Annotated in this window: 16 protein-coding genes; 10 read left to right on the top strand and 6 right to left on the bottom strand. The window is 68.1% G+C overall.

What is annotated here, in order from left to right:
• Positions 1-53 precede the first annotated feature (53 nt).
• From AC1PZ7_RS03365 to AC1PZ7_RS03350, 4 genes are all read left to right on the top strand, one after another.
• Positions 54-1,484: a PAS domain-containing sensor histidine kinase gene (locus tag AC1PZ7_RS03365; protein WP_482358108.1), complete on the top strand. Its 1,431-nt coding sequence runs from the start codon at positions 54-56 to the stop codon at positions 1,482-1,484.
• Positions 1,481-2,137: a response regulator transcription factor gene (locus AC1PZ7_RS03360; RefSeq protein ID WP_482358107.1), complete on the top strand. Its 657-nt coding sequence runs from the start codon at positions 1,481-1,483 to the stop codon at positions 2,135-2,137. The genes AC1PZ7_RS03365 and AC1PZ7_RS03360 overlap by 4 nt, the downstream gene beginning before the upstream one ends.
• A 92-nt stretch (positions 2,138-2,229) precedes the next feature.
• Entirely contained in the window at positions 2,230-2,637 is a 408-nt protein-coding gene (locus AC1PZ7_RS03355; protein WP_482358106.1) for a response regulator transcription factor, read from the top strand.
• A gap of 5 nt (positions 2,638-2,642) precedes the next feature.
• On the top strand, positions 2,643-3,251 hold the full coding sequence (locus AC1PZ7_RS03350; protein WP_482358105.1) for a hypothetical protein: 609 nt from the start codon (positions 2,643-2,645) through the stop codon (positions 3,249-3,251).
• On the opposite strand, the gene AC1PZ7_RS03345 is transcribed toward AC1PZ7_RS03350, so the two are convergent.
• Positions 3,248-4,474 carry a lipase family protein gene (locus AC1PZ7_RS03345; protein WP_482358104.1) on the bottom strand — a complete coding sequence of 409 codons (1,227 nt, stop codon included), beginning with the start codon at positions 4,472-4,474 and terminating at the stop codon, positions 3,248-3,250. The genes AC1PZ7_RS03350 and AC1PZ7_RS03345 overlap by 4 nt on opposite strands.
• 313 nt (positions 4,475-4,787) lie before the next feature.
• Here AC1PZ7_RS03345 and AC1PZ7_RS03340 point away from each other — a divergent pair, with 313 nt between their 5' ends.
• Positions 4,788-4,988 carry a hypothetical protein gene (locus AC1PZ7_RS03340; RefSeq protein WP_482358103.1) on the top strand — a complete coding sequence of 67 codons (201 nt, stop codon included), beginning with the start codon at positions 4,788-4,790 and terminating at the stop codon, positions 4,986-4,988.
• Between the two features lie 103 nt (positions 4,989-5,091).
• On the opposite strand, the gene AC1PZ7_RS03335 is transcribed toward AC1PZ7_RS03340, so the two are convergent.
• Complete coding sequence (locus AC1PZ7_RS03335) at positions 5,092-5,679, bottom strand: TetR/AcrR family transcriptional regulator (RefSeq protein WP_482358102.1); 588 nt, start codon at positions 5,677-5,679, stop codon at positions 5,092-5,094.
• Positions 5,680-5,758: 79 nt separating this feature from the next.
• Between AC1PZ7_RS03335 and AC1PZ7_RS03330 the strand changes: the two genes are divergently transcribed.
• The 5 genes from AC1PZ7_RS03330 (at position 5,759) to AC1PZ7_RS03310 (ending at position 11,579) form a co-directional block, all read left to right on the top strand.
• Positions 5,759-6,721 (top strand): alpha/beta hydrolase family protein, encoded by a 963-nt coding sequence (locus AC1PZ7_RS03330; RefSeq protein ID WP_482358101.1) that lies wholly within the window; start codon positions 5,759-5,761, stop codon positions 6,719-6,721.
• Between the two features lie 150 nt (positions 6,722-6,871).
• Positions 6,872-7,804: a glycosyltransferase family 2 protein gene (locus AC1PZ7_RS03325; protein ID WP_482358100.1), complete on the top strand. Its 933-nt coding sequence runs from the start codon at positions 6,872-6,874 to the stop codon at positions 7,802-7,804.
• A gap of 39 nt (positions 7,805-7,843) precedes the next feature.
• Positions 7,844-8,509 carry a class I SAM-dependent methyltransferase gene (locus tag AC1PZ7_RS03320; protein ID WP_482358099.1) on the top strand — a complete coding sequence of 222 codons (666 nt, stop codon included), beginning with the start codon at positions 7,844-7,846 and terminating at the stop codon, positions 8,507-8,509.
• Positions 8,506-9,357, top strand: a complete 852-nt coding sequence (locus AC1PZ7_RS03315) for a hypothetical protein (protein ID WP_482358098.1) — start codon at positions 8,506-8,508, stop codon at positions 9,355-9,357. Before AC1PZ7_RS03320 ends, AC1PZ7_RS03315 begins: the two co-directional genes overlap by 4 nt.
• Positions 9,354-11,579 (top strand): hypothetical protein, encoded by a 2,226-nt coding sequence (locus AC1PZ7_RS03310; RefSeq protein ID WP_482358097.1) that lies wholly within the window; start codon positions 9,354-9,356, stop codon positions 11,577-11,579. Before AC1PZ7_RS03315 ends, AC1PZ7_RS03310 begins: the two co-directional genes overlap by 4 nt.
• A 100-nt stretch (positions 11,580-11,679) precedes the next feature.
• Here the strand turns inward: AC1PZ7_RS03310 and AC1PZ7_RS03305 are convergent, their stop codons facing one another.
• The 4 genes from AC1PZ7_RS03305 to AC1PZ7_RS03290 form a co-directional block, all read right to left on the bottom strand.
• Positions 11,680-15,405: a glycosyltransferase gene (locus AC1PZ7_RS03305; protein ID WP_482358096.1), complete on the bottom strand. Its 3,726-nt coding sequence runs from the start codon at positions 15,403-15,405 to the stop codon at positions 11,680-11,682.
• Between the two features lies 1 nt (position 15,406).
• Positions 15,407-16,687: an FkbM family methyltransferase gene (locus tag AC1PZ7_RS03300; RefSeq protein WP_482358095.1), complete on the bottom strand. Its 1,281-nt coding sequence runs from the start codon at positions 16,685-16,687 to the stop codon at positions 15,407-15,409.
• 148 nt (positions 16,688-16,835) lie between these two features.
• On the bottom strand, positions 16,836-17,852 hold the full coding sequence (gene gmd / locus AC1PZ7_RS03295) for a GDP-mannose 4,6-dehydratase (RefSeq protein ID WP_482358094.1): 1,017 nt from the start codon (positions 17,850-17,852) through the stop codon (positions 16,836-16,838).
• A 96-nt stretch (positions 17,853-17,948) separates the two neighbouring features.
• Entirely contained in the window at positions 17,949-19,319 is a 1,371-nt protein-coding gene (locus AC1PZ7_RS03290) for a phosphohexomutase domain-containing protein (RefSeq protein WP_482358093.1), read from the bottom strand.
• Between the last annotated feature and the right edge of the window lie 71 nt (positions 19,320-19,390).

Here is a 19,390-nt window from a genome sequence, read left to right as displayed (position 1 = left end):
CGATGGCCGACACGGACAGGTGGGGCGCGATGTACAATTCAAGGGGAGCGATCTTGGACGACAGACCGTCGAGCCGGTGGTTCATGCCGGTCGTCGCTGCGGTCCTGGCGGCCGCAATTTTCACCATCGACACCTTCTCGTCGCTCGATATGGCGATCGCGGTGCTCTATGTCGTGGTCGTGCTGCTGTCGGCCAACCATTCGGACCGTCCCGGGCTGTTCACCATCTCCGGACTGTGCATCGGGCTGACCATCCTCAGCTTCTTCATCATGCACAGCGACGATTACGATCTGGCCGCCACGATACGCGTGCTGGTCAGCATCGCCGCCATCACCGTGACCACGCTGCTGTGCCTGGAGAACCAGGCCGCGACCCAGTCGCTGCGCGGTCAGGCCGACCTGCTCGACCTCACCCATGACGCCATCTTCGTCCGCGACACCGCCGGCACCGTGCTCTACTGGAGCCACGGCGCCGAGCAGCTCTATGGCTGGACGCGGCAGGAAGTGGTGGGCCGCCCGGCCACCGAGTTGCTGCAGACGGTCTTTCCCGTGCCGCTCGCCGACATTCGCGCCGAGCTGTTCCGCACCGGGCGATGGGAGGGCGAGCTCATCCATACCCGCAAATCCGGCACCCAGGTCACGGTCATGAGCCGCTGGTCGCTGCAGCGGGACGAGAAGGGCCGGCCGCTGGCCGCCATGGAGACCAACAGCGACATCACCGCGCGCAAGCAGGCCGAGAATTCGCTCAACCAGACGCGCGCCGAGCTCGCCCATGTGACCCGCATCACCACCATGGGCGAGCTGACGGCGTCGATCGCGCACGAGGTCAACCAGCCGCTGGCCGCCGTCGTCACCAATGGCGAAGCCTGCCTGCGCTGGCTTGGCCGTGCCGAACCCGATGTCGGCGAGGCCCGGGCATCGGTCGAGCGGATGATCGCCAATGGCCGCAGGGCCAGCGACGTCGTCGCGCGCCTGCGCTCGCTTGCCCGGCGCGACGAACCGATCCAGGCACCGGTCCACGTCAACGAGGTGATCGACGAAGTCCTGCCGCTGCTCGAACGCGAACGGATGAGCCACCGTGTCGCCCTCGACCTCACGCTCGACGACCGGGTGCCACCGATCCTCGGCGATCGCGTCCAGCTCCAGCAGGTGGTGCTCAATCTCACCCTCAACGCCGTGCAGGCGATGGCGGGCGTGAGAGAGGACCACCGTCGGCTCTGGATCGCCACGCGGGTCGACGAACGCCCCGACCGGACCTGTGTGCTCATCGAGGTCGGCGACAACGGCCCGGGGGTCGACCCGGAAAGCCTCCCCAAGCTGTTCAACGCCTTCTACAGCACCAAGAAGGATGGCATGGGAATGGGCCTGTCCATATCGAGATCGATCATCGAATCGCATGGCGGGCGCATCGCCGCCGATCCTGGTCAGGGTGGCGGCATGCTGTTCACCGTGGCCCTCCCCGCCTCGAAGGAAAGCATGTCGTGATCAGCCGTACGCTGCCCCGCCCGCCTGCGCCGTCGACCGATCCCCTCGTCATCGTGGTGGATGACGATGCCGACCTGCGGGCGGCGCTGTCCAGCCTGTTCCGTTCCATCGGCCTGCAGGTCGAGCTGTTCGGCTCCGCCGCCGAGCTGCTCGGCGCCAAGCTTCCCGAGGTGCCGCGCTGCCTGGTGCTCGACATCCGCCTGCCGGGGGTGAGCGGTCTCGACTTCCAGTCCCAGCTCGCCCGCTCGGCGATCGAGATGCCGATCATCTTCATGACCGGCCATGGCGACATCCCCATGAGCGTGCGGGCCATGAAGGCCGGCGCGGTCGACTTCCTGACCAAGCCCTTCCGCGATCAGGACATGCTGGACGCCGTGACCGCCGCGCTGGCGATCGACCGCGAGCGGCGCGACGCCCGCCAGGCGGTATCCGGCGTGCAGACGCTCTATGAGACCCTGACCCCGCGCGAGAAGCAGGTCATGGCGCTCGTCACCTCCGGCCTGATGAACAAGCAGGTCGCCGCCGAGGTCGGCCTCAGCGAGATAACGGTAAAAATCCACCGCGGCCACGTGATGCGCAAAATGGGCGCGGGCTCGCTCGCCGATCTGGTGCGTATGGCCGAAACGTTGGGTCTATCCAGCGCCAAGAGATAATTCGGCAAACGTCTGTATAATTCGAATTAAGGTGTATTGGGGTCTATATGGACGACAGCCCGGCACCGTGACGGCTGGCCGGAAGTCTCTTGATGAGGTGTGTTGACGTGTCCTCGACCCCGATGATCACGATCATCGACGACGATGAATCCGTGCGGATCGCTACTGAAAGTCTTGTCCGATCGCTCGGCTTCAAGGCACGCACATTTGCGTCCGCTGAAGACTTCCTGCTTTCGCCGGCGCGCGGAGAGACGGCCTGCGTCATCACCGACGTGCAGATGCCCGGTATGAGCGGCGTCGAGCTGCAGACCGCGCTGCGCGATCGGGGCGACCGCACGCCGCTGATCTTCATCACCGCCTTCCCGGAAGAGCGCATCCGGCGCCAGGTCCATGCCGCCGGCGCGATCGGCTTCCTCGCCAAGCCGTTCGACGGCAACGCCATGATCGAATGCATCGACCGCGCGCTCGGCGAGCGCGGCGCGGCCGCCACCGACAGCTGACGCCCTTGGCCGCACCGGACGAAGGCTCCGGCGCCCCGCCGGTGGGCGTTGCCGCCGAGGACCAGCGCGCCCACACGCCCGCGCCGCCTCCCATACCCCGACCGCTGCCCCGACCGCACAGGCGGCATCCGCTTCGTCTCGCGCTGGGCTTTGCCTTCCGCCTAGCCTGCGCCCTCGTCATCATCCTCGACGAACTGGTAAGGCCGATCTACCGGCCCCTCATCGCCCGCATCGCCTCGCTCCGGGTGATGCAGGCCTTCGAGCATTGGGTCGGCGGCCTGTCCGCCTGGGCGGTCCTGACGCTGCTCGCCATTCCCTATGCCATCGTCGAGCCGCTGAAATTCGTCGGCCTGATCTGGATCGCCAACGGCGCCGAGCGCCGGGGCACGGTGCTGTTCCTCTTCGCCCATCTGGTGAGCTTCGTCCTCATCGAACGCATCTTCTCGGCCGGTCGGGCGAAGCTCATGACCATCGCCTGGATGGCATGGGCGATCGACACTGCCAACGCCGTGCGGCGGCGCATCGTCACGGCGCTGCGTCTGGACGCCATCAAGCAGCGCATCCGCCGCTTCGCCTTCCGGCTGCGGCGCCGGCTGCGCGCCCTGCTGCGCTAGCGCCGGCCCGCCCCGCCGCGATGGGGCGTCGCTGCATCGGCCAGATCGGCGCAGTCGGTGGGCGGCCGCGCGCCGGCGAGCCGGGCGGCGAGCCAGCTCGTCGCCGGCCCGGCGCTGACGATCTCCGCCCCGCCATGCGAGGCGAAGGGAATCTGCTGGTAGTCCAGCGCCACCCCGTCGCGGCAGAGCCGCCGGGCATAATCCCGCGTCGTCGCCGGTGCCACGAGAGCGTCTCCGCCGCCCTGCGCGAGGAAAACCGGAACACCGCGGGGCAGCGGCAGCGAATTCGCCGCGATCAGCCGGCTCCAGCCGGGACGATCTTCGGCATCATGGCGCAGCACGCCGGTTCCGGCGAAGGCGAAGGTGGAGAGCCCAAGCGCAAGCCGATCCGGTCCATTGAGGCTGCACAGCGTGGCGATGTGCTCCAGCGCCGGCAGCGCCTGCGGTCGGACGACCTCGCCGATCGGCACATGATAGGTCTGGCTCCACGACCAGGCGGCGAAGGAGGCGACGACCTCGCCGGCCGGCGTGCCGGCGTCGTTCCGCAACAGCCGGCGCAGCTCGGTGGGCGCCGAGACCGCCGCCGCGCCCTCGAAGCGCAGCTCGGGGGCATAGCTGCGCGCAAGGGCACCGGTGAACAGCGCCGCCTGCCCGCCTTCCGAAAAACCCCAGCTGGCGAAGCGGCGGCCGGCCCGGAGGCCGGGCAGAGCGCGCGCGGCGCGCACCGCGTCGATCATCGCATGCGCCTCGCTGGCCCCGACCAGATAGGGATGCACCTTGCCGGCGCCGAGCCCCTGATAGTCCGTCGCCACGACGATAGCGCCGTCGGCGAGCAGCTCCTGCAGGCCGCTGATGCTGCCGAAGGCGTGCCGGGGAAAACGGGAGGGCGCGCAGCCGGGCATGATGCCGCTGGTGCCGTGCCCCCAGGTGACCACCGGCTCGCGTCCCGCGCCGGCGGGCGGGGCCGCCACGACGCCGGAAACCGCAACCGGCGCCCCATCGACGCTGCGCGAGCGGTAGAGGATACGGTAGGCCATCGTCGCGCCGGGCGGCGGCGTGACGGGCTCGGCCTTGATGAGCGTGCCGGGCCGCCCGCGCAGCGACGCGGCGGAGACCTGATAGAATGCGGGATCGTCGGCACGTGCGGCGCCGGAACACAACGCGAGCACGCTCGCGCCGGCGCAGATCGCCGGGATCGCCTTGCGGCTCAGGAACGTCATCATCCCAGGCATGGTCCGGCCCTCGCCTCACGCCGGACGCACGGGCCCGGAACGCCAGCCGCCCCATCGGCGGCACCTGCGATTTAAGCGGCGGGAGCGTCATCGCTCTTTCGAAACCGCCCCGGAACTATCGCGCCTGCCCGATAGGAAGCTGCCGTACCGGAATCATCCGAAGATTTCGGCTTGACGACCGGAACTCATGATCCGGCTAAGCGCAGGCATGATATCCGCCGCCGCCGCCGACCCCTAGCTTTCCATGACGACCGGGCCGCCTCTCACTGCCCCCCACCTGCCCGGCGATTTCTGGAGAACCGTCATGAACAAGTTCCTTGCCCTCGCCATCCTGTCGGCCACCATCGCTCTGGGCGCGGCTTCCGCCGAAGCGGCCAGCTACAAGCCGGCCGCCTCCCACCAGACCGTCATGGAGGGCCGCAACGCCACCGAGACCTTCGCCGCCCGCAACGGCGCGGCCGCCATCCGCGACCAGGCCGAGGCCAACGCGCGCTCGGCGAGCTGATTCCGGCCGCGCATCGCCACCGCGCGGCCTGCGCGGACCCATATCGGCCCGATCGCAGGATCGGGCCGATTTCTTTTTCGACCCCATCGCCCGCGTCGACGCCCTATCGCGGCAAGCCGAGTGCCGCCCGCACCAGCGCCCCGGCAGCGCGGCCGGCCGATTCCATGTAACTCGCGTCGCGGTTGAGCAGCACGACGGCGAAGCAGCCGTCGATCAGCAGGACGATCTGCCGGGCAAGCTCGCGCGCGCCGTCGCCGGCGCCCGCCTCCTCGAACAGCCCGCACAGCCAGTCCTCGACCCGCTTCTTGTGCAGCCGGCCGGCCTGAAGCGCCGGATGCCCCGGCATGTTGACCAGCTCGGCCGAGGTGCGCAGGAAGCCGCAGCCCTTCCAGCGCGCATGGCCGGCGGACCGGGCGAGCGCGCCGAAAAGCGCCTCGATCCGCGCGGCGACGTCGCCTTCGGCCTCGCCGTAATACCGCCGGAACCAGGCGAGGTTGGGCGCATCGCGTGCCGCCAGATAGGCAGCGATCAGGTCGTCCTTGCTGCGGAAATGATAATAGAGGGTGCGCTTGGTGACGCCGGCCCTTGCGGCCACCGCGTCCACGCTGACCGCACGGATGCCCTCACCGTGGAACAGCTTGCCGGCCGCCTGAAGGATGCGCTCGCGGGTCGGCGCCGTGCTGGTCTCCATGCGTCATGTATACCGCCTAGTGAATATACATCAACGCCGCCGGCCTCTAGCGTCTGCCGTGACGATCAGGGGGAGTGCTATGACCGGGAGCGAGGCAAGGGCCGTCGCGATCGCCTGCCGGGACGGAGTGGGGCTGGGCGGGCATTTCTGGCAGGGGCGCGGCCAGGGGCGCGGCGATGCCGGCGCCGTCGTCATCAATCCCGCCACCGGCGTGCCGGCCCGCTATTATCACCGCTACGCCCGCTTCCTCGCCGGCCACGGCTTCGACGTGCTCACCTATGATTACCGCGGCATCGGCCTGTCGCGGCCGCCGCGCCTGCGCGGCTGCGGCTATCGCTGGCGGGACTGGGGCGAACGCGACGTCGAGGCCGCGCTCGACTTCATGGCGCGCGAGGCGGGTCACGGACCGCTCATGGTGGTCGGCCACAGCATCGGCGGATTCCTGCCCGGTCTCGCGGAAAACGGCAGGGACATCCGCCGCATGCTCACCGTCGGCGCGCAATATGCCTGGTGGGCCGACTACGCGCCGCGCCGCCGGCTCGGCCTGCTGTTCAAATGGCATCTCGTCATGCCGGCGGCGACCGCCCTCTGCGGCTATTTTCCCGGACGCCGGCTCGGCTGGCTGGAAGACCTGCCCGCCGGCGTCGCCCATGAATGGAGTTTCCGCGGGCCGCGCTTCGAAAGGAGCCACCCAAGGGGCGAGCGCGCCGCCGCCGTCGCGCGCATGGCGGACGTGCAGGCGGACATCCTTGCCGTGTCCGTCGCCGACGACGAATTCGGCACGATCCCGGCGCTGCGCCGCACGCTGCGCTACTATACGGGCGCCGCGCGGACGCTGGTGCGGATCGCCCCTTCCGATTACGGGCGGGACGCGATCGGCCATTTCGACCTCTTCCACGACAGCCACGCCGCCGGCTTCTGGCTCGATACCGTCATCTGGCTGCGCGACGGTCGCAATCCCTGGCCGCGCCATGTTGTCTGGTCCGAGGACCGCGACATCCGGGTTGCGCCCGATCCCGCTGCGCTCCAGGCGCGCCTATAGTTGAAGCCGGGCATGCGGCTCTTCATGGAAGCGAGTACCGTTCCGGCCTTGGCCGGGCCGATCATGCTCGCCACGGGATCACCTTTTCGTTATGCAGGAAGGCCGGCCGCCATTGGCCAGATCCTGTCTCAGATGGGCCCAGCCGCGTCGATGAAGCTCGTTATCCAGATACCTTGCTACAATGAGGCCGAAACCCTCGCCATAGCGCTGGCGGAACTGCCGCGGCAGGTGGAGGGCTTCGACAGCGTCGAGTGGCTGGTAATCGACGACGGCAGCAGTGACGACACGGCGGCGGTCGCCAAGGCGAACGGGGTCGATCATGTGGTGCGCCACAGCGTCAATATGGGCCTCGCGCGCGCCTTCATGACCGGGCTCGACGCCGGTCTCGGGCTGGGCGCCGACGTGATCGTCAATACCGACGCCGACAACCAGTACAATGCCGGCGACATCCCCACGCTGGTGGCGCCGGTGATCGAGGGGCGGGCGGATATCGTGATCGGTGCCCGGCCGATCAGCTCCATCGAGCATTTCTCGCCGGTCAAGAAGGGGCTGCAGAAGCTGGGAAGCTGGGTCGTGCGGGTCGCCAGCAAGACCGACATCCCCGACGCGCCGAGCGGCTTCCGGGCGATCTCGCGCCGGGCGGCGCAGCAGCTCATCGTGTTCAACACCTACACCTACACGCTGGAGACGATCATCCAGGCCGGCCAGCGCGGCATCCCCATCCTCTCGGTTCCGGTCCGCGTGAATGCCGACCTGCGTCCATCGCGGCTGGTGAAGAGCATCCCCTCCTATCTGCGCCGGTCGATCGCGACCATCATCCGCATCTTCGTCATCTACCGGCCGTTCCGCTTCTTCGGCACCATCGGCATGGTGCTGTTCACGGCGGGCTTCCTGATCGGCCTGCGCTTCCTCTGGGCCTATCTCAGCGGCGGGGGCGAGGGCCATGTGCAGTCGCTGATCCTCAGCGGCGTGCTGCTCGGCATGGGATTCCAGACCATCCTGATCGCCTTCGTCGCCGACCTGCTGGCGGCGAACCGCCGGCTGATGGAGGACGTGCGGCACATCTTGAAGTCCAAGAGCTAGACATAAGGGCTGGCGCGCCAGCCTGCCGAGGAATATCGCATGAAGATTGCGGGCGGACTAAAGGAAGCGGACATTGCGATCGGCAATGTCTTTGACAAATACGGATCGCGTAACCCCATCGTTCGCCACCTCATGCACGGCTTCTCGGACAGTCTGTCGGGACTTGTCCAAATTGCTGCACCGACGTCGATCCACGAGGTGGGTTGCGGAGAGGGGTACTGGACGAGCCAGTGGAGCAAGGCAGGAATCGCGACGCGCGGAAGTGATTTCTCATCGCAGGTGATCGACATTGCGCGTGCCAACGCCGCGGAGCTCGACCCCGGCATCTTCAGCGTCAAGAGCATCTACGATCTCAAATATCCGGAAGACAGCGCCGACCTCATCGTCTGCTGCGAGGTTCTCGAACACCTTGATCGGCCGGAAGAGGCGCTGCGTGTCCTGAAGGACATCACCACCAACTACCTGATCGTGAGCGTGCCGCGCGAGCCGCTGTGGCGGGTCCTGAACATGGCACGCGGCAAGTATCTCGGTTCGCTGGGGAATACGGAGGGGCATGTTCAGCATTGGTCCAAATCCGGCCTGATCGAACTTGTGTCCCGCCATTTCGACGTGGTGGCCGTTCGGACGCCCATTCCTTGGACCATGCTGCTCTGCCGCGCCAAGGCCGGGCGTGCCGGGGCCGGGCGTGCCAGCACGATTATATGAGACGGCTGCTGCATTGGATCGGCGGGGCGCTGGCGTTGCTCGGCGGCGTCTTCGTCGTGCTCCGGCTGCGCCAGCATGCGGCCGGGCTGGATTTCGGCGGCCTGTCCGCCGCCGATCTCGCCATGCTCGGCGCGCTGGCGCTGGTCTACGGAGCCGCGAACATCCTGCTGGCGCTGGCCTGGCGCCAGCTCCTCGCCTTCTGCACGGCGCATGCGACGCGGCTCTGGACGGTCCACGCCTATGGTGTCTCGCAACTGGCCAAATACATCCCCGGCAACATCTTCCACGTCGCCGGCCGGCAGATGATGGGTATGGCCGCGGGCCACAGCGCATGGGCGCTGGCGCGCTCCACCCTCTGGGAGCTCGGCCTGATCTCGGTGACGGGCGGGCTGTTCGGCCTGCTCGCCCTCGGCCTCGTCTTCAGGCAGATGCCGGTCCTCGCCGGCGCACTGGCCTTCATCCTCGCCCTGGCGGGCGCGATCGCCGTCGTCGCGCGGCTGCTGTCGCGCCGCGTCGCCCTCGCCATGGCCGAGCAGGCGCTGTTCCTGGGGCTGTCGGGAGCGGTGTTCGTCGGCTGCCTGACGATTGCCGCGCCTGAGCTCGACACCTCGGCGGGTCTTCTGGTGGCGGTGGCTGGCGCGTTCGTGCTGGCCTGGCTCGGGGGGCTGGTGACGCCGGGCGCGCCGGCCGGCCTTGGCGTGCGCGAGGCGATCCTGCTGTTCCTGCTCGTCGATGTCGGCACAGAGCCGGAAATCCTGCTCGCGGTGCTGCTTGGCCGCATCGTCAACGTTGCCGGCGATGTCGCCTTCTTCGCCCTCGGGGCGTTCCTCGGACGGATCAGGGCATGAGACACTCCCTCCCGCAGCCGACCGCCGGCAGCTACGCGGCGCTCATCTTCGGGCTGGTGCTCACATGGATGCTGCACGGGACCCTGCCGGGCATTGCCTCGCCCACCCTGGGACAGGCGATCTGGACCTCCGGTTTCGCGCTCTCCTTCGCCGACAGCTTTCCGCCGGGCCTCGTTGCCACTCATTTCGGAGCGCCCGAGCCGGCCGCCATCGCCTTTGGCCTGGCCGGGGCCTATCCCGTCGCCCTCCTCATATGCGCCGGCCTCCATCCCGCGGATGCGTATTCGGCAATGGTGGCGATCTGGCTTGCCGTCGCCTTCTTGTCCGCGTGGCGGATTTCGCTGCGGCTTGGCGCCGGCCCCTACCTCGCCGTCGCCGCCGCGTTCATCTGGACCAGCCTGCCGTTGATCTGGGTGCATGCCAGTTATTCGATGTCCGCGATCGGCTTTGCCCTGCTGCCATTCTACTTCCTGGCTGTCCTGCGCCTGATCGCCGCTCGCGATCAGGCCGCGCCCGGCCGAGCAGGTACGGCGGCGTTCTACCTGCTCGCCTGTCTGACGTCCGTCTTCATGGATGGTTACAGTTTCATGATGTTCGCCGTCGGGTCGAGCCTGCTGCTCCTCGGCGCCTTCTTGAACATCCGCGACCGCTGGAAGTACTTCGTTTTCTTCGCGGCACCGGTTCATGCCATCGCGTTCGCGGCGGCCTATCTGCTTTACGCCCTCTATATCGGCAAAACGCAATTCGATGCCGCGCCGATTACCTTCTTCCGCGGGTGGGGCGCCGATCTGACTTTTTTCCTGTGGCCGACCAAGGGGGTACTCTGGATCGGCGACCTCCTGAACATCAGTCAGGAACGGACGCAACGGCAGTTTTTCGGTGATCACTCGGTCTGGGTTTCGACCTTCATACTGCCATTCGCCCTCGTCGGCCTGGCCGCATGGATCTTCACCCATCGCCAGAGGGGATGGCTCGCGACAGCCTTCCTCCTCCTCGCCCTGTGCGGCCTTTACTTGTCGCTCGGGCCTTCGCTCAAGATCGATTCGACCCGCCCGGCGGAACTGCTCGACGCCGGCGAACTGATGCCCGCCAGCGCCGCGCTCGGCTCCACCGGAACGGCGTGGCTTTCCAAGCACGTTCCGGGTTTCAGGAACATGCGGGCGTCGTATCGCTGGATCGCACTCGCCTATTTCGGCTTCTGGCTGCTCCTGGTGCTGCTGCTGGGCCGGCTCGCGGCACAGGGGCGCCGGCTGACGGCGGGACTGATATGCGCCCTGCTCGTCGTCTCCAATCTCCCCCCATTGACCAAGACCTGGCGCGCCAACGCGGAGAACCGGGACGATTTCATGGCGATTGATCGTGAACTCGTCGCCGATCTGCGGCAAGAGCTGGTGCCGGGCGAGAGGATTGCGTTTCTTCCCTACAGGAACGATTTCTTCGCCAACTACCTCGCACCGGCCTCCGATACGAATGCGTACAATATCGGCGGCGACAAAAACCTGATGGAGGCGCGGGAGAACTGGCCGGAAATCATGCGCCAGTTCCCGATGTCCCGGTATGATGATGCGTTCGGTGCACGCATATTACTGATGCTGGCACGGCACGAAGCCGACGTCGTGGTCCTCCCCTATATCGACCTTCTCGTGGCCGCCCACGTATGGCCGAGCCCCAACAAATATCGGGAAGATGTCGCCGCCACCCTCAAGGAACTGTCCGCCACCGGCCTTGTGAGCATCGACGAGCGCACCTATTACGCCACCGTCCGGCTCGCGCCCGAACTGAGGCCCACCGACCGGAAGGAGGCCTTGGAGCGTCGGATCCGCCGGACATTCTGTCTGCCGCCGGAATGCGTGGCGGAGGACGAATTCGATGCCGGCACCCTGCATCTCGTCGGCGAAATCCGGGACCGCGCGCTCCGTGCGACGGGCCAGGCCGGCTACCTCCATTTCGGCCCCTACGCTCCCATCGGTCCGGGAACCTACAGGCTGACGCTTTTCGGCACGGCGACCGCTCCCGCCGGAGCCTGGGCCGATGTGGCTTCCTCCGAGGGCGCCCAAATCCATGGGCACTTTCCGATTCCCGACCACAGCGGAACCGAGGGCCTGATCCTCGATCAGACGATGAAGCTCGACCGGGCGGTGCCGGACGCCGAGATCCGGCTCTGGGTCGAACCACAAAGCGACCTCCGTTTCACCGGCTACCGCCTCCAGAGAATCGACTGAGCGTTACGGGCACGGCGAACGCCGCCCGGGCAGCCCACAAAACATTGATCGCTGGATCAATGTTCGAAGCGCACGGGTTCCGTCCGCTTCGGTCGACCCACTAGATGCCCAGCACGCGCAGAAGCTGCTCCGCGCTCTCGAGCCAGCCCAGCGACGGCATTCCCTCGGAACGGACATGCCGCCCCGCGCGCCAGTGTCCCAGCCAGGCCTCGACCGCGTCGGCGAGGCCCGCCGGATCGCGTCCCTCGAAATAGCTGGCATGCGCGCCGGCTACCTCGCGGAACACCGGCAGCCCCCGCGCCAGAAGGGGCAGCCCGTGCTGGGCCGCCTCGATCAGCGGCAGGCCGAAGCCTTCGCCCTCGCTGGCTGCGAGGAGGCAGGTGCTGGCGGCATAGATGCGGTCGAGATATTCGTCGCTGACCTCGTCGGGCCAGAACAGCCGGACTCCATACTCCGAATGCCGGCGGATGCGCGCGATCAGATCCTCGACATTCCACCCCTGCTTGCCGACGATCACGAGATTGACGTCGACGCCGCTGTCCCAGAGCCGTTCGAAAGCGGCGAGCACCTGGCGGTGCCCCTTGCGCGGCTCGATGGTGCCGACCATCAGGAAGGAGGGGCGCTGGGCGATCCGGCCGAGCACCTCGTCGGCCTGCCCCGGCAGGCCGCGCGTCGGCACCGAGTTCGTCACGTCCGCGCCGAGGTGGAACCAGCCGATGTCGAGCGCGGTGGCGCGGGGAATGGCCTGCTCGCGCATCCAGGCGGCGAGATCGTCCGCCACCGCCCTGGAAATGCAGATCACCCCGTCCAGCGACACCGCCATCCGGAGCCAGGGGTCGAACCAGCTCGCCGCGCCGGGGAAATACTCCGGCAGCCGGAGCGGCAGGATGTCGTAGACCACATGAACGACCCGGACGCCCAGACGCTGCAGGCGCTCAAGCTCCTGCGTCTCCCGCTCGCTCCTGAGCGGCGCGAGGTCGAGACCGAGAAAGATGTCGCCGGCATAGGCGTCGATCGGCTCCTCCGCCACATAGGCCGGCGCGATCGCCCCCATCCGTTCCAGGAAACGCAGCGCCACCATGTGGTGGCCGCCGGCGGCGCGGTACACCGGCACGACCGAGAACCCCTCGGGCGGGTGCGCCAGCAGGGCGGACAGGATCGAGCGCACGACCCGCTGAATGCCGGTATGCAGGTCGAATTCGGCGATGTTGCTCACGTCGACGAACAGCGCGCGCGGCCGGGGATGCGGCGGAAAGCTCACGGCCAGCGCCGCGGCCACGGCACGGTCCCGGCCCTCGTCGGGTTCGAGCCGGGCCAACTGGCCGGGAAGATGCCGGACGGCGCGGCGGTGCGGGGCATCGAAGGCCTCGATCGCGTCGCGATACAGCGCCGCGCAATGGGCCGGCGAGTGCTCCGTCGCCATGACGACGCGGGCCTTGGCGCCCAGCTTCGCCCTCAGTGACGGGTCCGCCGCCAGACGGATCAGCGCAGCGGCCAGTTCCTCGACCTCGACCACGTCAGGAATGACGAGAGCCGAGGCGGGGTCTATCTCGGCCATGGCGCCGTGCGCGTTGACGATCAGCGGCAGGCCGTGGGCCAGGCAGTCGAGCGCCGCCGCCGAGGTCTCGCCGCGCGACTTCGTCCGCAACTGCACCGCCATGTCGGCGGCGCGCAGATAGCGTTCATAGGTGGCGGCATCGACCCAGCCGGTGATCGTGACGGCGTCCTTGAGGGCCGCGCCGCGCCGCAGCGCGTCGACGTCTGCGCCATAGGGATTTTCCGCGCTGCCGACATAGATCAGCCGCGCCCGCTTGCCCAGCGCGGGGCGCGCCGCCGCGAAGGCCTGCATAAGCTCCTTCGACAGCTTGGTTTTCACGACGTCGCCGAAGGAGCAGATGATCAGCTCATCGTCGGAGAAGCCAAGCTGGCGCCGGGCTTCGGCGCGACGGTCCGCGTCCACCTCCACGGCTCGGCGCAGCAGCGGAACCACCGCCCAGTCCGTCGCCGCGCCGGCGCCGTACCAGTGTTCCGCCAGCTGCTTCGACCAGCTGCTGTGAACGATGATGCCGGCTGCGGCCTGCAGCACCGGCAGGTTCGCCGGAAAGTCCCACAGGCCCTGTTCCTCATCCTCGAAGCGCGACAGCGCGGCCAGCCCCTGCACGCCATGGCTGCGCAGCATGCAGCGGGTCCAGTTCTCCTTCCCCCTGAAAGCCTGGATGGAGGACAGGAAGAAATCATGCAGCACGACCACTCCGGGGATTTCCTCGAGCAGCTCGAACATGTGCTGGTGGAACTCGGAATTCCCGATCTGATAGAGCACCCGGTCGAAGCGGTCGGCATTGCGGCGCAGCCACGCGACGTCGCGGATCGGAAGGTTCGCCGCGACCCAGGACTCGGCGACCTCGTCCTGAGCGACCACCACCTCGACCTCATAATGCTCGGCAAGGGCGGGCAGCAGGTCGGCGCTGTAATCGGCCACCCCGGAGCGCAGCGGCGGCAGCGGCGCGACGAAGGCGAGGCGCGGCTTGCCGGGGTCGGCGGCGCCTTGGCCATGGGAGCGCTCGGGATCGGGCCGCTCGGCACGGGCGGGTTCGTCGCCCGGCTGCGCGCGTGGCTCGAAAGCCTCCTCCAGCGCGCGCAGCGCCTTCAGGGCCGTCTTGTCCCAGCTGAACTTTTCCGCCTGCCGCAGGCCGTGCGCCTCCAGCGCGGCGCGAAAATCCGCGTCGGTGAGAACCTGCTCGATCTTCGCCGCCATGGCGGCCGGATCGTCGGGATCGAACAGCGCGTCCTCGCGCCCCACCACCTCGGGAAGGCTCGACCGGTCGGAGGCGATGACCGCCTTGCCGCACTGCATGGCCTCCAGCGCCGGCAGGCCGAACCCTTCGAGCCGGCTGGGAAAGACGAAGGCCTTGCAGCCATTGTAGAGCGCCAGCAGATCCTCGTCCGGCACGAAGTCGGTGAGCACGACGTCGGACGGCGCCAGGCCGGCCTCGGCCGCGAGCCGGCTCAGGCGATGCCGGTCCGCCTCGGTGATCTTGCAGATGATGGCGAGCTGGTGCTGCCCCCGCACGGCCCGCGGCAGGCGGGCAAAGGCCTGGATCAGGCCCTCGATGTTCTTCCGCGGGTCGATGCCGCCCGTGTACATGAGATAGTCCCGCTGCAGGGAATATCTCGCCGTCACCTCGGCCCGCTCGTCCGCCGGGAGGTCGAGCGGGCGGAACCGCTCGGAGACCGCACTCGACATGCTGCGGACCCGCGCCGGGTCGCGGTCGAGCGAGGCGATCGCCTCATCGGCCGAGGACTGGGAGATCGCCAGCAGCAGGTCCGCCTGCCGCAGCGCGTCGATCCGGCCCATATACCAGGAGCGCGCGACCTCGTCGGGCAGGTAGGTCGCCGGATTGTTCAGCGGGATCAGGTCGTAGAGTACCACCGCGATCGGCAGGTCGACGGACTGCCCGATGCTCATCACGACGTCGTCGCCCAGCCCTTCGAACAGGCTCGTCACCACGACGGCATCCGGCTGCAGCGAGGCGAGGAAGGCTTCGCGGATCAGCTCCGCATCGCGCGCACGCCCGGCATTGTTGCGGTCGGCCAGTGCCACCGGGCCGGGAGCGGTCCAGACGTGGAAGGCCTCGCGCGGCAGCAGGCCGTCGAACGCCGCGCGGATATCCATGATCGCGTCGGGCAGAAGACCGTTCAGCGCGAGCAGAACCTCGTGCCGGCCGCGATTACGCGCCAGGGCGCGGGCGAAATCGAGCGAATAACGGCCGATGCCGCGCAGGCGGTTCTGGCCCTGCGCCCCCTGCACATCGACGACGATCCGCATCTCACGCGTCCATGCGGCGGGCCCGCGATGCCTCGAGGCGCGTCAGGAAATGCCGGGCGCGCGGCGACAGATCGGTCGGCCCCTGGGTCTCCATCGGCGCCTGTTGCGCCTTCCGCCCGGCTGGGTGGCGCAGTGCCTGATAGGCGGGGCTCGCCATCCACATGGCAAAGGCCCGCCGCGGCGTGCCGTCGCGGTGCACGATCCAGCGCCGTACCACCCCGCGCGGCTTGCCGCTCTTGTGGAACATGAGGGTCCGGACCAGCTTCTTGGGCTTGCCCGAACGATGGAACAGCAGGCTCTCCCAGAATCCGCGTCCGAGCAGGTAATCGCGGTGGCCGCCCGTCGCCTCGGCCTCCGCGGCCGCCTGCTCCAGCGCCGCCCGCAGCCGCGCCGCGTCCTCGGAAAGCCCCGCCCGCGCGCGCAGCGATTCATCGAGGCGGCGCTGAATCTCGTCGCGCTCCACCGTCAGGCGCGTCAATGCCTGGGTCGCGCCGTCGAATCGCTGCGCCAGCTCCACCTGTTTCTGGCGCGCCAGATCGAGCGCGTCCCTGGCCGCCTTCAGGGCCGGCTTGAGGGCCGCGAGCTCGCGCGCCGCGGTGCCGCGCACGAACTTGTCGAAGACATTCGGCGGGCTGGCGAAATGCGCTGCCAACTCCTCGTGCTCGGAAGCGAGATAGAAGCGGTTGAGCCCATCCCAATAGACGAAGCGGTAGCCGGCCGCCTCGAGAATGCCATGCCATGCGTCATGGGTGGGAATCTGCGTCAGCGGCAGCGTCGCCTCGACCACGACGACCCACGGCCGCTGGCGCGACCAATCGAGGCCGCGCAGCACCGCCGCCTCCTGCCCCTCGACATCGACCTTCAGGAAGTGCACCGGCTGGTCGGCGGGAACATGCTCGTCCCAGACGCTGGCCAGCTTCCGGCAACGCACCTCCATCCGGTCGGGCGCACGGCCGTTCTCGATGTGCATCTCGGCATAGGTCGGATTGGCGGTCGCCAGGCCGGTATTGGCGAAGCCATGGAAGGTGACGGTTCCCTCGACGTCGCCGACCGCGATGCCGAGATTCACATCCGCGGGCCGTGCCGCTTCCAGAGCGGCGAGAAAGGTGGGATGGGGCTCGATGTTGATGCCACGCCAGCCGCGCTCGCTGAAGGCGCGCGTGACGCTGTCAATGTCCGGCAGGTAGGCGCCCGCGTCGATATAAAAGCCGTGCTCGACGTGTCTGAGCGCCCGCCAGAGCATGACGTCTTCGAAATTCTGCGCATACGATACGAATGTCACGGTCCCTCGCGCAGCCTCTTGCCTGCAACTGCCTCGTCAGAGCAACGTTGGCCTTCCACACGCCTCAGCCGCAAGGGGTCTCCGATCCGCCGCGCACGGCTCCAGGTGGGAGCGCCGGATCGGCGCCCACGCCTGGAGCCCGCATGGCTCAAGCGCGCCAGTCGTCGTAGTCCGACTTCGCCATCATCGTCGCGAGCTCCCACACCGACACCTTCGGCTCCCAGCCCAGCCGGGTGCGCGCCTTGGTCGAATCACCGAGCAGAAGCTCAACTTCCGCCGGACGATAGAACTTCGGATTGACCCGCACCGCGACCTTGCCGCTCTTGCGGTCGACCGCCTGCTCCGTTTCCTCCTCGCCGGACCATTCCAGGTCCAGCCCGAGCGCCTCGGCGGCGAAATTGACGAAGTCGCGGATCGGCGTCGTCACGCCCGTGGCGAGCACATAGTCGTCCGCCTTGTCCTGCTGGACCATGCGCCACATGCCGTCGACATAGTCGCCGGCAAAGCCCCAGTCGCGCTTGGCGTTCAGGTTGCCGAGTTCGACCGGCACATGCTCGCCACGGGCGAAGCGCGCCAGGCCGAGCGTGATCTTGCGGGTGACGAACTCGGAACCGCGCAGCGGGCTCTCGTGATTGAACAGGATGCCCGAGGAGGCGTGGATTCCGAAGGATTCGCGGTAGTTGACGGTGATGAAGTGGCCGTAGACCTTGGCCACGCCATAGGGCGAACGCGGATAGAAGGGGGTGTCTTCATTCTGCGGAATGGCCCGGACCAGACCGAACATCTCCGATGTCGACGCCTGGTAGAAGCGCGTCTCCGGCGAGAAGGTGCGCAGCGAGTCCAGCAGACGGACAACACCGAGACCGTTCACATCGGCCGCATAGATCGGCTGCTCCCAGGACGAGCCGACGAAGCTCTGCGCCGCCAGATTGTAGACCTCGTCGAACGAGCTGCCCCGAATCAGGCGCGTGATGTTGTTGAGCTCGCTCAGATCGAAATCAACATAGCGGACGTCGTCGGCGACCCCGAGTTTCTGGAGACGCGCGGTCTCGGGCTGCGAATTACGGCGCATGGCGCCGGTCACTTCATAGCCCTTCTCGAGCAGCAACTTGGCGAGATAGGAACCGTCCTGCCCACCTACTCCCGTGATCAATGCCCGTTTCACGAAAATCCCCCATCGAAGCTGCAGCGCGTTGGCGCGAGGTGGTAAACACAGTCGCCGCTCATGTCCAGCTATCCAACCGGCGCGGATCGCCGCTCCTCAAAGCTCGCCGGACGCGCGGATGAGGTCGGCCAGATCGGCCACCCGGCGCTCGATCCCGGCCGCGTCGGCACGGGATTCGACGTTCAGCCGCAGAAGCGGCTCGGTGTTGGACCTGCGCAGATTGAGACGCCAGTCGGCGAAGGTGAGGGAGAGGCCGTCGGTCTCGTCGCGCACCGGCTTCTGGTCGGCCAGCGCGGCCTCGACGCGGGCGATGGCCGCCTCGGGATCGGCGATGCGGAAATTGATCTCGCCGGAGGACGGGAAGGCCGCCATGCGGTCCGAGACGAGGTCGGACAGGCTCCGGCCAGTGCGCCCCATCAGCTCGGCCACCAGCAGCCAGGGAATCATCCCCGAATCGCAGGCCATGAAGTCGCGGAAATAATGGTGCGCCGACATCTCCCCGCCATAGACCGCGCCGGTGTCGCGCAGTGCCTGTTTGAGGAAGGCGTGGCCGGTGCGGGCCTGCACGGCGCGCCCGCCGGCCCGCGCCACCATGTCCTGCGTGTTCCACACCACGCGCGGATCGTGAACGATGATGGCGTCCGGCTCCTTGGCGAGGAACACCGCCGCGAGCAGCCCGACGATATATTCGCCCGGGATGAAGCGGCCGGCATGGTCGAACAGGAAGCAGCGGTCGAAATCGCCGTCCCACGCCACCCCCATGTCGGCGCCGGCCGCCACCACCGCCTGCCCGGTCACCGGCTGGTTCTCCGGCAGCAGCGGGTTGGGAATGCCGTTGGGAAAGTCGCCGTCCGGCTCATGGTGCAGGCGCTGGAAGGAGAGCGGCGCGCCGCGCGCCGCCAGCGCGCCGGCAATGGCGTCGAAGGTCGGCCCGGCGGCGCCATTGCCGGCATTGACCAGGATCGTCAGCGGGCGCAGCGCGCCGAGATCGACGAAGGACAGCACCCGCTCCACATAGGCCGCGCGCGCCGGCCCGGCCGGCACCACCCGGCCACCCGGCCGGCCCGCCGGCTCCGGCGCTTCGGCGAGCGTGCGGATCGCCGCCAGCCCCGTTGCCGTGTCGAGCGGCGCCGAGCCCGCGCGCACCAGCTTCATGCCGTTATAGTCCATGGGATTGTGCGAGGCGGTGACCTCGATGCCGCCATCGGCACCGAAATGCGTCACCGCGAAATACATCTCCTCGGTGCCGCACAGGCCGAGATCCAGCACCTCCGCGCCGCCGGCGACAAGGCCCTCGGTGCAGGCGGCGGCCAGGGCTTGCGAGGAGGCGCGGCAGTCGCGGCCGATGACGACGCGGCGCGCCGAGAGCGCCTCGACGAAGGCGCGTCCCACGCGCCGGGCGATATCCTCGTTCAGCTCCTCGCCGAGACGACCGCGAATGTCATAAGCCTTGAAACAGCTGAGCATAGGATGGGAAATCCACTATCGGGCGAATACGCGCTGCAGATAGGCGGTAGCGTCGCCGCCAGATTTCGGTC

It is taken from the genome of Ancylobacter sp. TW_SC_1, from assembly GCF_056836805.1.
Note: the sequence above shows the minus strand (reverse complement) of the source record. Positions and strands in the feature narration are given on the sequence as shown.

Coding starts and splice junctions, on each gene's coding strand:
- AC1PZ7_RS03310 (WP_482358097.1), top strand. CDS start 9,354: ATGAGACACTCCCTCCCGCAGCCGACCGCCGGCAGCTACGCGGCGCTC.
- AC1PZ7_RS03355 (WP_482358106.1), top strand. CDS start 2,230: ATGAGGTGTGTTGACGTGTCCTCGACCCCGATGATCACGATCATCGAC.
- AC1PZ7_RS03315 (WP_482358098.1), top strand. CDS start 8,506: ATGAGACGGCTGCTGCATTGGATCGGCGGGGCGCTGGCGTTGCTCGGC.
- AC1PZ7_RS03335 (WP_482358102.1), bottom strand. CDS start 5,679: ATGGAGACCAGCACGGCGCCGACCCGCGAGCGCATCCTTCAGGCGGCC.
- AC1PZ7_RS03330 (WP_482358101.1), top strand. CDS start 5,759: ATGACCGGGAGCGAGGCAAGGGCCGTCGCGATCGCCTGCCGGGACGGA.
- AC1PZ7_RS03290 (WP_482358093.1), bottom strand. CDS start 19,319: ATGCTCAGCTGTTTCAAGGCTTATGACATTCGCGGTCGTCTCGGCGAG.
- AC1PZ7_RS03305 (WP_482358096.1), bottom strand. CDS start 15,405: ATGCGGATCGTCGTCGATGTGCAGGGGGCGCAGGGCCAGAACCGCCTG.
- AC1PZ7_RS03325 (WP_482358100.1), top strand. CDS start 6,872: ATGAAGCTCGTTATCCAGATACCTTGCTACAATGAGGCCGAAACCCTC.
- AC1PZ7_RS03340 (WP_482358103.1), top strand. CDS start 4,788: ATGAACAAGTTCCTTGCCCTCGCCATCCTGTCGGCCACCATCGCTCTG.
- AC1PZ7_RS03320 (WP_482358099.1), top strand. CDS start 7,844: ATGAAGATTGCGGGCGGACTAAAGGAAGCGGACATTGCGATCGGCAAT.
- AC1PZ7_RS03345 (WP_482358104.1), bottom strand. CDS start 4,474: ATGATGACGTTCCTGAGCCGCAAGGCGATCCCGGCGATCTGCGCCGGC.